The sequence below is a fragment of the Paenibacillus sp. BR1-192 genome (assembly GCF_029542445.1).
Classification (GTDB): Bacteria; Bacillota; Bacilli; order Paenibacillales; family Paenibacillaceae; genus Paenibacillus_AQ; species Paenibacillus_AQ lautus_A.
Genome location: NZ_CP120718.1, coordinates 3764305 through 3776848, shown reverse-complemented (window position 1 = coordinate 3776848; position 12544 = coordinate 3764305). Strand labels below are relative to the sequence as shown.

At 53.0% G+C, this 12544-nt stretch carries 10 protein-coding genes; 9 read left to right on the top strand and 1 reads right to left on the bottom strand.

Going from position 1 to position 12544, the window contains the following annotated elements:
• Positions 1-268 precede the first annotated feature (268 nt).
• On the top strand, positions 269-1804 hold the full coding sequence (locus P0X86_RS16750; RefSeq protein ID WP_481858141.1) for a glycoside hydrolase family 43 protein: 1536 nt from the start codon (positions 269-271) through the stop codon (positions 1802-1804).
• Positions 1805-1909: 105 nt separating this feature from the next.
• On the opposite strand, the gene P0X86_RS16745 is transcribed toward P0X86_RS16750, so the two are convergent.
• On the bottom strand, positions 1910-2683 hold the full coding sequence (locus P0X86_RS16745) for a helix-turn-helix domain-containing protein (protein WP_277745926.1): 774 nt from the start codon (positions 2681-2683) through the stop codon (positions 1910-1912).
• 320 nt (positions 2684-3003) lie between these two features.
• On the opposite strand from P0X86_RS16745, the gene P0X86_RS16740 reads away from it, so the two are divergent.
• The 8 genes from P0X86_RS16740 (at position 3004) to P0X86_RS16705 (ending at position 12528) form a co-directional block, all read left to right on the top strand.
• Complete coding sequence (locus tag P0X86_RS16740; protein ID WP_347177556.1) at positions 3004-4302, top strand: endo-1,4-beta-xylanase; 1299 nt, start codon at positions 3004-3006, stop codon at positions 4300-4302.
• A 98-nt stretch (positions 4303-4400) separates the two neighbouring features.
• Positions 4401-5435, top strand: a complete 1035-nt coding sequence (locus P0X86_RS16735) for an endo-1,4-beta-xylanase (protein WP_481858300.1) — start codon at positions 4401-4403, stop codon at positions 5433-5435.
• A gap of 49 nt (positions 5436-5484) precedes the next feature.
• On the top strand, positions 5485-7005 hold the full coding sequence (locus P0X86_RS16730) for a glycoside hydrolase family 43 protein (protein ID WP_277745924.1): 1521 nt from the start codon (positions 5485-5487) through the stop codon (positions 7003-7005).
• Between the two features lie 19 nt (positions 7006-7024).
• Positions 7025-8767: an SGNH/GDSL hydrolase family protein gene (locus tag P0X86_RS16725; protein ID WP_277745923.1), complete on the top strand. Its 1743-nt coding sequence runs from the start codon at positions 7025-7027 to the stop codon at positions 8765-8767.
• Positions 8768-8850: 83 nt separating this feature from the next.
• Entirely contained in the window at positions 8851-9630 is a 780-nt protein-coding gene (locus P0X86_RS16720) for an alpha/beta hydrolase (RefSeq protein ID WP_277745922.1), read from the top strand.
• 74 nt (positions 9631-9704) lie between these two features.
• A complete protein-coding gene (locus P0X86_RS16715) occupies positions 9705-10601 on the top strand; it encodes a 6TM ABC transporter family protein (RefSeq protein ID WP_277745921.1) in 897 nt (298 codons plus the stop codon).
• Positions 10598-12001, top strand: coding sequence for an ABC transporter ATP-binding protein (locus P0X86_RS16710; protein WP_277745920.1), 1404 nt, complete (start codon positions 10598-10600; stop codon positions 11999-12001). Before P0X86_RS16715 ends, P0X86_RS16710 begins: the two co-directional genes overlap by 4 nt.
• Positions 11998-12528: a DUF1854 domain-containing protein gene (locus tag P0X86_RS16705; RefSeq protein ID WP_192571786.1), complete on the top strand. Its 531-nt coding sequence runs from the start codon at positions 11998-12000 to the stop codon at positions 12526-12528. Before P0X86_RS16710 ends, P0X86_RS16705 begins: the two co-directional genes overlap by 4 nt.
• Positions 12529-12544 lie beyond the last annotated feature (16 nt).

The following is a 12544-nucleotide window of genomic DNA, read 5'->3' as shown; positions in this document are numbered from 1 at the left end:
CCGGTGTTTTCAGATGGAATGTCGGGTTGTTGCCTTGCTTAGCAAGAGGTACACTTTTTACGACCACTTCCGGAATGTCGACCCGTAATGGGAATGACAGGTCGCCAAGTAACGATGGAGGAGGGCGTGTTCAGGGATGAAGCCCGTAAAGCCGTTACTGGTCATATCTACCGTATTCGCGTTCGTTTGCATAATGTTTGTCTTTGCAAACCTTGCGAATCGTGGCCAAGACGATTCAAAACTGTTAAACCAGGAGTTGAGTGACAAGATGAGTGATGAAATCAAAGCAGGCAAGGCGGGAACTGAAATGATGGACCAGGGCAGCAGCGGCATGGATAGGATTCGGGATGCGGACAGCACCCGCAGCGAGCCGTACGCGGTCGCGATCGGCAAGATTCCTCCGAATGGGAATCCGGTCGTCTCGCATAAATTCGGCGCGGATCCCTATGCGCTGGCAGTAGACGGACGTGTATATTTATATAACACGTATGACGCACTAGAGTATGACGGTGACGGGAACGTCAAGGACAACAGCTACAGCACGATCAACAAGCTGTCCGTCATCTCTTCTTCGGATTTGGTCAATTGGACCGATCACGGCGCAATCCAGGTTGCAGGACCGACCGGCGCTGCCGCATGGGCAACGCAATCATGGGCACCAGCGGCCGCGCACAAGGTGATTCACGGGGAAGATCGATTCTTCCTCTATTTTGCCAACAATGCCAGCGGCATCGGTGTACTGACGAGCGACAGCCCCGTTGGCCCGTGGATAGATCCTATAGGAAAGCCGCTGATCACAAGAAACACGCCTGGCGTGGAAGGAGTCACGTGGTTGTTTGATCCCGCCGTGCTCGTTGACGATGACGGGAAAGCCTATATCTACTTTGGCGGCGGCGTTCCGGAAGGCAAAGCCGAAATGCCGGATACGGCACGCGTCATGCAGCTTGGCGAAGATATGGTCAGCGTGCTTGGAGAAGCCGTCACGATTCCGGCTCCTTATATGTTCGAGGATTCAGGAATCAACAAGTTTGGTGGAAGGTATTACTATACGTACTGTTCCAATTTCTCCGGAGGAACGCGGCCGGAGAACAGTCCTCCTCCAGGCGAGATCGCTTATATGGTCAGCGAGCATCCGATGGGACCCTGGACGTATCAAGGGACTATTTTGAAAAATCCAGGGCATTTCTTCGGGGTCGGAGGGAATAATCATCACGTCATCTTTCAGCTCCGACAAAACTGGTATATTGCCTATCACGCCCAAACGTTGTCGAAGTCCATGGGGGTTCCCAAAGGCTATCGCTCAACCCATCTGAACCGGGTTTATTTCGAGCCGGAGGGTACCATCAGGGAGATTGAAGCTGACATGGAAGGCGTGAAAGGGATCCAGCCGCTCAATCCTTTCCAACGAACGGAGGCGGTAACGATGGCATGGAATGCCGGAATTCAAGTCGATACGTCTACGGCTGCTGAGGACTCGCAGGGCGGCCCGATACTGACGGTCACGGACATCCATGACAAGGATTGGATCGCTGTGGCCAATGCTGATTTCGGGAAAGGAGCATCTGCTTTTACGGCTTGGGTCTCGGGTATATATGCGGGAGGGCGGCTGGAGCTTCGGCTGGATCGTCCGGATGGAGAACGGATCGGCACGGTGGACGTACCGCCTTCATCCGGTACGGAACAGCGTAGGGAATTCTCCATAGAGGTTTCGGGCGCATCCGGCATCCATCATCTTTACTTCGTATTTACCGGGCAGCGGGATCAGAGGCTATTTGATTTCGAAGCATGGAAATTTCATCATTGATTGCTGATATTGCCTGTTCGTTAATAACATGATTGCAATCTAAAAAGGCGCTCTCGAAAAAAGCAGCGCCTTTTTTAGGTTTCGAGGTTATAATGTACGTACAAGTTAATGCTGGCCAGAGGCGATCTGAACTGTCTGCGATCCATGCATTTTTCTAAACATGTTAGCGCTTACGCCGGCATAGGACTTGAATTTTTTATAGAACCAGTCCATATCGTTATAACCCACCATGTCAGCGATTTCGTATATCTTCATGTCGGTGTGTACCAGCAAGAATTTCGCTTTCTCCATCCTCTGCTGCAACAGATATTCGTTAAAGGTCATCTTCTCGTGGAACTTGAATTTTTGGACTAAATAGGAGTAGTTGAAATGCATCCGCTCGGCAATTTCTTTCAAGGTGACGTTTTGATACTTCGAATCTTCCAAGTATCCCTTGACCTCTTGAATGACCTGATCCTCCTTTTCCGCATGGACATGGGACACTCTAAGACACGGATTCCCGTTACCGGAATCGGTTGCCGGCGTGATCATCTGCAAGCTGGATCTGAGCTCTTCGATCGTGAACGGTGCTGGCAAATAATCGTTGACTTGCAGCTGCAAGGCTTTCCGGGTCCAATAAAAGTCCGTGCTGCCTCCGGCAACAATGATAGGGACTCGGCTTACGCACCGGATTTGTTCGCATAACTCCATGCCTGCGGAATCTGAACCGAACGCATGGATAATTACTACCGTGTAAGGCTCCAAGGCAACGAATTGCATAGCGGACGAGGAGGACCTGACGCAGCGGCACCGCGAGCATCTCAAATCATTCCAATCCGGCGGGCTTCCCGGTGTTTCTACATCATGAGTTTCCAGATCAACAAGCAGAATATCATGCACAATGCTTCCCCCTAACTTCTTTGTAATAACGCTTACATACGGTTTGATAACATTATGGGGAACGGAAGGCTGGATCACAATGTGCCGATCTTTATATTTCTAACCGATATTTACTTCTTACTGAATATAACCGGTATGTGAACGCGTAAGAAATTTTGACAACCTGAGATTGGACGGGTGAAGGACCCCAATTTGGCAGGTTGTTGCAAAAACAATGTAAGCGCTAATATGGAGTTATGACCATTCGGGCGGGGTTCCGGGTTCCGTACCGGATTTCTGTTTTTTGCTCGAAGCGGAAAGGAGGCAGTGTTTTGCTTCGTATGTCTAAACTCGGCAGATGGGCGGTAACGTCAGTGGCAACTGCGGTGGCAGCGTCCGTTGTTCTCCTCTTAATCGTGTCCTATATGGACAGCCGCAACAAGCAGGCCGCGGAAAGTCAGGCACAAGGAACACTGGAGGAAGGAGCCGCGGAGCTAAGGGGGAACTCCGAAGCGTCGAACGGGAATTCGAGTGCCGAATCCCCAGCTAGGGCAAACAAACCCGCGTCTACTGAACCGCAGGCACAACCGTCTGTACGGCAAGATATTCCATCGCTTCATGAACTATTCGAGGAGGATTTTCCGATCGGCGCCGCGATCGAACCGAATCAGACCAACGGCCCATCGTCGGAGCTGCTGAAGAAGCATGTCCGCTGGCTGGTGGCGGAGAACGCAATGAAGCCGGATGCGATCCAGCCATCGGAAGGCCAGTTTAAATGGACGAACGCCGACCGAATCGTGGAATTTGCCAAGGAGAACAACATGCAAGTCCGTTTCCATACCCTGGTCTGGCATACCCAAGTTGGTGCATGGTTTTTCCAAGATGCGGAAGGCAAGCCGATGGTGGATGAGACAGACCCCAAGCGCCAGGAAGCGAACAAAAAATTGCTGCTGGAACGCCTGGATACCCACGTAAGGACGATCGTCGGCCGATATAAGGGCGAGATTACGTCATGGGACGTGGTGAATGAAGTCATTGAACCCGGGGATCCGGACGGGATGCGCGCGAGCGATTGGTATAAAATTGCCGGTACCGATTACATCGCAACGGCTTTTCGAGCGGCTCGGGAAGCCGGAGGACCTGAAGCGAAGCTCTATATTAACGATTACGGAACGGATAACCCTGTGAAAAGGGACCGTTTGTTTCAGCTGGTGAAAGATTTGCTGGAGCAAGGTGTTCCGATCGACGGTGTCGGACATCAGACGCATATTGACATGTATGGTCCATCGGTGGATTCCATCATCGCGTCGATGCGAAAATTCGCGGAGCTTGACCTCGACAATCTCGTCACCGAGCTCGACATGAGCATTTATGCCTGGAACGACCGCAGCGATTACGGCCAAGATCTCCCGCAAGAAATCCTAAACCTGCAAGCCGAACGATATGGCGAGTTGTTTAAGGCATTCCGCCAAAACAAGGACATTCTTAGCGGCGTCGTATTTTGGGGCATCGCCGACGATCATACCTGGCTTCATGGTTTTCCGGTCGCACGTACCAATGCGCCTTTGCTGTTCGATCAACGACATCAGCCCAAACCGGCATTTTGGGCCGTTGTTGAGGCGGCGAAGACCGAGTTATAAACAGACGTTACCGCAGAGTCGAGCAAGAATTATGGATAAACAATTTTATAGCTCGATGCCGATTACCGAAAAAAACGTGATAAGGAGAAAGCCGAATGATGAGAATGAATGTGGAGAAGCTGCCCAAGCTTCATGAAGCCTTTGGAAATAGCTTCAACATCGGAGCTGCCGTGAATCCGATCACGATGGTGACCCAAAAGGAATTGTTGACGCACCATTTCAACAGCGTTACGGCGGAAAATGAAATGAAATTCGAGCGATTGCACCCATCGGAAGAGGTATATACATTCGAGCAAGCCGACCAGATTATATCGTTTGCCAAATCGAACGGAATGGCGGTGCGAGGACATACCCTCGTATGGCATAATCAGACGCCGGAATGGGTGTTTCAAAACAGCTCCGGCGGAAAAGCCGGCCGCGAGCTGCTGCTTGCGCGGATGAAAGCGCACATCGATGAGGTGGTTGGCCGTTATCACGGAGATATCCATGCTTGGGATGTCGTGAACGAAGCCATTGCCGACAGCGGAAGCGAACTTCTTCGTTCTTCCCCGTGGCTTGCGTCAATCGGGCAGGATTTTATCGCCAAGGCATTCGAATACGCGCATGAAGCGGATCCGCAAGCGCTGCTGTTTTATAACGATTACAACGAATCCGTACCGGAGAAGAGGGAGAAGATTTACGCGCTCCTTAAATCGTTAAAGGAGCAGGATGTGCCGATTCACGGCGTCGGGCTTCAAGCTCATTGGAATCTGGAGTTCCCTTCGCTTGACGATATCCGCAGGGCCATCGAAAGATATGCAAGCCTTGACCTGATGCTCCATATAACGGAGCTTGACGTATCCGTTTTCACGCATGAGGATAAGCGGACCGATCTGGCGGCGCCGACGGAAGACATGCTTGAGCGCCAGGCGGAGCGTTACGGACAATTGTTCCGGCTGCTTAAAGAGTACAGCGGCAGCATAACTTCCGTAACCTTCTGGGGCGCGGCGGACGATTATACCTGGCTGGATCATTTTCCGGTAAGGGGCCGCAAAAATTGGCCGTTTGTCTTCGATGAGAATCATCGTCCGAAGGAATCTTACTGGAACCTGTTGAAGGAAGCCAAGGCAGATCAGACATTTCAGGATGTTTGATCGCGCACCGTTCCCAGCAGTCTCCAATAGTTGAAGGGAGAAACCATCTATGAACAAGACATTGATCACAAATCCGATCATATGGGCGGACGTGCCGGATGTGGATGTCATCCGCGCAGAGGATGCTTATTATATGGTCAGCACCAGCATGCATTCGATGCCGGGCTGTCCGATCATGAGATCCGAGGATTTGATGCATTGGGAAATTGTCGGTTACGTATATGATACGTTCGAAGACAATGAGGCCCATCGTTTGGAAGACGGCCAAAATATATACGGGCAAGGATCCTGGGCGGCCAGCCTACGCTATCATCAGGGCAAATTCTATGTTTGTTTCTCCAGCAACGATACCAGGAAATTTTACTTGTACTGCACGGACAATATCGTTCAGGGGCCGTGGCAGCGTTCGGTCATCGACGGACTTCGGCATGATCCGGGCCTGCTCTTCGATGATGACCGCGTCTTCGTAATCTACGGCAACGGGGATATTTACATCACCGAGTTGACCGCGGATACCACGGCTCTTAAATCGGACGGAATCCACCAGCTGCTGTTCAAAACGGAAGCGGAGGGTATCGGACTTCGCTGCGAAGGCTGCCATGCCTATCGAATCAACGGTTATTATTATTTGCTGTTCATTGAATGGCCGAAAGCAGGCTTCGGCAACGGCCGGCGCAGACAAATCTGTTACCGGTCACGGGAATTGCTCGGCCCCTATGAACGAAGAATCGTATTGGATGACGATCTCGGATACCGTAACAAGGGAATTGCCCAGGGAGGAATATTCGACACGCCGGATGGCAAGTGGTACGCGATGCTGTTCCAGGATCATGATGCCGTCGGCAGAATCCCGTGCTTGGTGCCGGTGGCCTGGGAGGAGGATTGGCCGATGTTCGGCATGGAAGGCAAGGTGCCGGAACGGTTTGATGTCGACTTGCCGCAAGGCGCGGCGAAGCCGCTCGTGATCAGCGACGAATTCGAATACGAATCGGATAAACTGGCGCTGAATTGGCAGTGGAACCACAACCCGGATCATCGGCTGTGGTCGGTGACCGAACGCCCCGGTTTCCTAAGACTGACGACGGGCAGCTTGGCTGCAGGCGTGCTTCAGGCGCGCAATACGTTAACGCAGCGTACGGAAGGGCCTGCTTGCATGGGATTGGCCTTGCTGGATACGGATCGTATGAAGCCGGGCGATCGAGCTGGGCTTGTTGCCCTGCAAAGCCATTTCGGCACCGTAGGCGTTAAGGTGGCAGAAAACGGCGACAAGTTCATCGGGATGAGCGTGAACGATGGGGATGGCCTAGAGAAGGAGCTGGAAACCGTACGTTTTCACGGCAGGGATGTGCATTTGAAAATCCATTTTGATTATGAAAACAGCAAAGATGTGGCTTCCTTTCATTATTCTGTCGACGGGTCGGAGTGGATGCCGATCGGCGGAGAGCTGAACATGCGGTATACGTTGGATCACTTTATGGGTTATCGGATCGGGTTATTTTATTATGCCACCACGCAAATCGGCGGCCATGCCGACTTCGATTATTTCCGCTACGAAAAAGCCGAACGGTAGAGCAGGAGGATGACGAGCCATGGCAGACCATGGGACGACAGCGGCAAATGAAACGGAAGGCCCGGCCGCACCGCAGGATCCGGAAGTCGGACGCCGCGGACTTTACATCCTATATGAGACGATGATCGAAGCGACGATTCGTCCCGATGGGAAGTATACGCAAGAGATTTACCTGGACGGGAGCCAACTCGTCGATAAAGCCCGTTTTACGGGAGGTGTGACGGATGAAACCATTCTTGAGCTGCTAAAGAGCAGCAGCGGTCTCCGCCGGCTGGTGGACTGTATCGGGATCTCCGTTCATGCTCATGAACGAGACGTATCGAGCGCCCTATTCACATTTTGGAACTGGGGAAAAGCGAATCCATACGAAACGGGATCCCGGCAGACTATAACCTGTCCAGCCAACGGAACGGAAACGCTCTTGGTTCTGGATGACGACGAGTGTCGATATTCGGATGACCATGTTCCGGGCAAATTCGTCTTGGAGTTTGAGCGAGGGGGCGCGTTGGCAACGGCAAGCATCGTATTCTATCTTCGTGACGGTTACCAAGTTCCCGAGGTTGCAGCCGACCCGCCGGTCGATGTGGAATCACAAGCATATCAAGACATGATTAAGAAATCGCTCATAAGCCCTGGCCATAACAAACGACTAAAAGCGGCGATCGAAAAAGCGAAGCGAGGCGAGCCCGTAACCATCGCCTATATCGGTGGTTCCATCACCCAAGGGGCCGGTGCTGTCCCGCTCCATTCCCAATGCTACGCATACCAATCCTATGAGCTGTTCAAGCGAAGGTTTGCACCAGCCGCCGACAGCCCGATGCGTCTGATCAAAGCCGGCGTAGGCGGCACGCCGTCGGAGCTGGGCATCGTCCGCTATGATCGGGATGTGCTTCGAGAAGGGGAGGTACAGCCGGATATCGTGATCGTCGAGTTTGCCGTCAACGACGCCGGCGACGAAACGAAAGGAAACTGTTACGAGAGCCTGGTCCTCAAGGCTCTTCGTGCCGATCACAAGCCGGCGGTGATTTTGCTGTTCAGCGTATTCGTGAACGACTGGAATCTTCAAGACCGGCTAGCCCCCGTAGGCTGGCATTACAACCTTCCGATGGTCAGCGTGAAGGATGCGGTCACGGAACAGTTTCGATACAGCAAGGAGCAAGGAAACGTGATTACGAAAAGGCAGTTTTTCTACGACATATATCATCCGACCAATGCAGGACATCGGGTGATGGCCGATTGTTTGGGCTGGTTATTTGAGGTAACCGATCGTTCCCCCACCGACAAGGAAGACTTCACGGATGTACAGCCTCCGCTGATCGGAAACGACTTCGCTTTAACGAAGCTGCTCGATCGCAGGAATGGCGACCGTTTCGCCCGCATTGATCTTGGCGGTTTTTCGGACACCGACACGGATCTGCAGACGGCGGAAATGGACGATCATGCATACGGGACGCCGCAATTCCCGCACAACTGGATGCATACGGCCGATTCCGGCAAGCACAGCTTTAAAATGACCATCCGGAGCAAGAGTCTTATCCTTGTGTATAAAGATTCCGGAAGCCGGGCATTCGGGACCGCGAACATATGGGTAGACAGGAAGCTGAAGAAGACCGCCGATCCGCATGAAGTCAATTGGACGCACTGCAGCGCCGTGATTTTATACAATGAGTCCAAGTCAGAAGAACATGTGGTAGAGATCCAAATGGCGGAAGGGCACGAGGATAAGCGATTCACGATTTTGGGCTTCGGTTACGTCCCGTAGGATTGCGATAGCTTAAAGTTCCAAGGGTAGGCTTGATTGGGCATTAACCGGCGCTAAATCAATAAGATGAAGGGGAGAGGAATATGAAGGAGACGGCACCGGCATTGGCTGGATACGATCGGCCGCGGGAACATATCGACAGGGGAATAATCGAAACGGTGGAATATGCATCCGAAACGGTAGGCAACTTTCGAAAGGCGACGATCTATACGCCACCAGGGTATGGCGATGATAAAACGTACAACGTGCTTTATTTATTGCATGGGATCGGTGGTGATGAGTCGGAATGGCACCGCCATGCGGATCCGCAGACAATTCTGGATAATCTATGCGCGGATGGGAAACTCGCGCCGATGATCGTCGTTTTTCCCAATGGCCGTGCGATGCCGAACGATCGGGCTGAAGGGGACCTGTTTGATCCGGACAAAGTGAAAGCATTCGAGACGTTCGAATTCGATTTGCTAAACGACCTGATTCCCTTTGTCGAGTCGCGTTATTCGGTATCGACAGGTCGGGAAAACCGTGCGATTGCGGGGTTGTCCATGGGCGGGGGGCAATCCTTGAATATCGGCTTGAAGCACCTCGACCGTTTCGCATGGATCGGCGCTTTTTCCCCGGCTCCCAATACGAAATCTCCTGAACAGATCGTCCCGCATCCGGAAGAAGCGTCGGCCAGGCTCAAATTGCTGTGGCTTTCATGCGGCGACGAAGACAGTCTTAAGCCGATTAGCGACCGGACGCATGCGTATTTGGCGGAGCACCAGGTTCCACATATTTGGTTTGAGGAACCTGGCGGACATGATTGGTCCGTATGGAAGAGCGATTTGTATCATTTTTCTCAGCACCTTTTTAAAGATAGCTAATGTGCAAGGAAGCCTTGTCCGTTTATGGCCGGGCTTTTTACTTTCAGCCAAAATGACCGAAAGGCGAAAAGATCATGACGTTACTGCCGAAGGAAATCATGTCCATGTTGGACAGAAAAGGTACAAAAGTCGCTGATCTGGTGCACTGGATGGAGTGTGACCGGTTGCCGGACGGCGGCTATACGGACGGATATCTCGTCTTGTCCCGGGAATATCTTCACATCTTTCGTGGCAGCGTCACTTCGAAGGAGAAGACGTTTTCGAGTGATGCAGCCCGCCGGAGCAAGGACGCTGGCAAGCCGGGGAGAGACCGTTCCATCGATTGGGCATGGGAACGCATTCCCGTCGAACGATTGGAATCCCTGGTCATCGTTAATCTGGTCGCTTCCGGCATGGTCGTGGCCAAGGAGCGGGAAGAGCGAGTGATCGGCGCATTCACGAGCGGTCAAATGAAACAGGCCGTCCGATTTGCGGGAGCCTTCGACAAAATGAAGAAAAACGAGCGGTTGGAGGCCTTCGAACAAAACGAGGAATCGGAAGGGGCTTCCTGTCCGACATGCGGATTGATGTACCCTGAAGAAGGCAGGCCATTCTGCCCGAAATGCATGAAGAGGCATGCCGTCTTCGCACGTTTGCTGTCGTTTGCGGGCAAGTATAAGCTGTCCATCTTCTTTATCGTGTTGTTTATGCTGCTCAATTCGGCGACCGGTCTCGTCATTCCTTATTTTCAAGGCACGGTGCTTTTTGATCAGGCGCTTGCCGGAAGTGGCGCTTTCGCGGGGAAGATCGGTCTTGTCATTGTGATCATTCTCGCATTCCGAACGCTATCGCTGTTATTCGGGGTCTTGTTCGGCACCATTATCGCAAAACTGGCGGCAAAGGTCGCATTCGATTTGAAATCGGCCGTATTTACCGCGTTGCAGCGGTTGTCGCTCGATTTTTTCATGGTAGGCAGACCGGTCATCTCATGACCCGAGTGAATAACGACGCACAGGAACTGCAATATTTCTTCGTAGACGGGCTTTCTTATTTCATCGTAAATGCGTTGAACATCATCGGCATCACCGCCGTGCTTCTTTGGATGGATTGGCGGCTTACGCTGATTTGCCTGCTGCCGATGCCGCTGGTCCTTTGGCTTGTCCGGAGCGCGTTTCCGAAGCTGTGGCGCTTGTCCTGGCGAAGGCACCGCAGGGTGAGCGCCCTGAATTCAATCATCAGCGATTCGGTTCGCGGCTCGCGGGTCGTCAAGGCATTCGGTAAAGAAAAGGTGGAGATCCGCCGCTTTCAGCGGGCGAACGATGCATTCTCCGGGGCCGAACAGCGTTTCAACAAATTGAGCGGAACCGTGTTCCCGGTGCTCAATTTTCTGACGCAGACGGGCGGGATCTTGATCTGGGCGTTCGGCGGTTGGTACGTGATGCAAGGCCGGATGTCGTTCGGCGCCGTGCTGACGTTCGTCAACTATATGATGATGCTGTACGGGCCGATTCAGTTCATGAACAATATCGTCGGCTGGTGGTCCAATTGCATGGCGGCGGCGCAGCGTATCTTCGAGATCCAGGATGCCGTGCCGGATGTAGCCGAGCGTCCTGGCGCCGTTCATTTGCCGGCGATGAAAGGCGATATCGTGGTCGATAACGTTTCGTTCGGCTACGAGCCGAACAAACCGATTTTGAAGCAGGTGTCCTTGTGCGCGAGACCGGGGCAGATGATCGGCGTCGTCGGCCATTCGGGTGCGGGGAAATCGACGCTTGTCAATCTGGTGTCGCGATTGTACGACGTAACCGAGGGGGAAATCCGGATCGACGGCGTCAATGTCAAGGATCTTTCGACAGCTTCACTACGGCGTCATATCGGGATCGTATCCCAGGATGTCTATGTGTTCTCGGGCAGCATCGCCGAAAATATCGCGTACGCCGATCCCGATTGCCAGGCGGAGGACATTCTGCATGCGGCCAAAATCGCGAATGCGCACGATTTCATCGAAAAGCTGCCGGACGGCTATGATACCCAGGTCGGATCGGGCGGTTACAGCTTGTCCGGCGGGGAGAAGCAGAGGCTGTCGATCGCCAGGGCTGTGCTGCACAACCCAAAGGTGCTCATTCTAGACGAGGCGACCGCCTCGCTCGATACGGAGACGGAGCTGCAAATTCAGCAGGCGCTCGATTCGCTTGTCAAAGGACGGACGACGATCGCGATCGCCCACCGGCTGTCCACGTTAAGGCAAGCCGATTTCTTGGTTGTGATGGATAAAGGCGTCATCGTCGAAGAGGGCACGCACGACGAGCTGATGGCGATGGAGGGCGTCTATAGGGAACTGGTCCGCAAACATGACGAAGCGCTCAGAATGAAGGGGGAGATCATCGCATGACGACGATGGACGAACATCGGGGGACAGAGCTGGCGGATGCGGCAGGCATCCGATATTTGACCCCGGGCAATACGGATTTTACGGAGACGAACGGACGTATGCTATCGGTCTGTACCGGGGGCGAAGTGCATTCGCCGGTTTACGTGCATTGTTCCTTTCCGCATACGAACCAGCGCTCATTCTTGTCGATTCGTACGGCGGATAACAAGGAGATCGGCATGATCCGCCATCTTGACGATTTTCCCCAAGGCACGGCCTCCCTGATTGAAAGGCAGATGATAATCCGTTATTTCACGCCGGCAATAACGAAGGTTATTGCCGTAACCGAGGAGTTCGGCTATTCCTATTGGGAAGTTGCAACGACTGCCGGACTGTGCAGGTTTACGGTGCGAAACGGCAGCGGCAACGTCAAGTTCGCGGCGGAGAACCGCCTGCTGATTATCGACGTCGACGGAAACCGATTCGTCATCCCTCAGGTGGACCGTCTGAGCGAAAAGGAATACCGAATGGTCGAAATGAGATTGTAAACGGCGGTAACGGAGG

What these genes read in the sequence shown, in the direction of transcription:
- P0X86_RS16720 (WP_277745922.1), top strand. Translation starts at nt 8,851, where the DNA reads ATGAAGGAGACGGCACCGGCATTGGCTGGATACGATCGGCCGCGGGAA.
- P0X86_RS16725 (WP_277745923.1), top strand. Translation starts at nt 7,025, where the DNA reads ATGGCAGACCATGGGACGACAGCGGCAAATGAAACGGAAGGCCCGGCC.
- P0X86_RS16705 (WP_192571786.1), top strand. Translation starts at nt 11,998, where the DNA reads ATGACGACGATGGACGAACATCGGGGGACAGAGCTGGCGGATGCGGCA.
- P0X86_RS16750 (WP_481858141.1), top strand. Translation starts at nt 269, where the DNA reads ATGAGTGATGAAATCAAAGCAGGCAAGGCGGGAACTGAAATGATGGAC.
- P0X86_RS16730 (WP_277745924.1), top strand. Translation starts at nt 5,485, where the DNA reads ATGAACAAGACATTGATCACAAATCCGATCATATGGGCGGACGTGCCG.
- P0X86_RS16710 (WP_277745920.1), top strand. Translation starts at nt 10,598, where the DNA reads ATGACCCGAGTGAATAACGACGCACAGGAACTGCAATATTTCTTCGTA.
- P0X86_RS16715 (WP_277745921.1), top strand. Translation starts at nt 9,705, where the DNA reads ATGACGTTACTGCCGAAGGAAATCATGTCCATGTTGGACAGAAAAGGT.
- P0X86_RS16740 (WP_347177556.1), top strand. Translation starts at nt 3,004, where the DNA reads ATGTCTAAACTCGGCAGATGGGCGGTAACGTCAGTGGCAACTGCGGTG.
- P0X86_RS16735 (WP_481858300.1), top strand. Translation starts at nt 4,401, where the DNA reads ATGAGAATGAATGTGGAGAAGCTGCCCAAGCTTCATGAAGCCTTTGGA.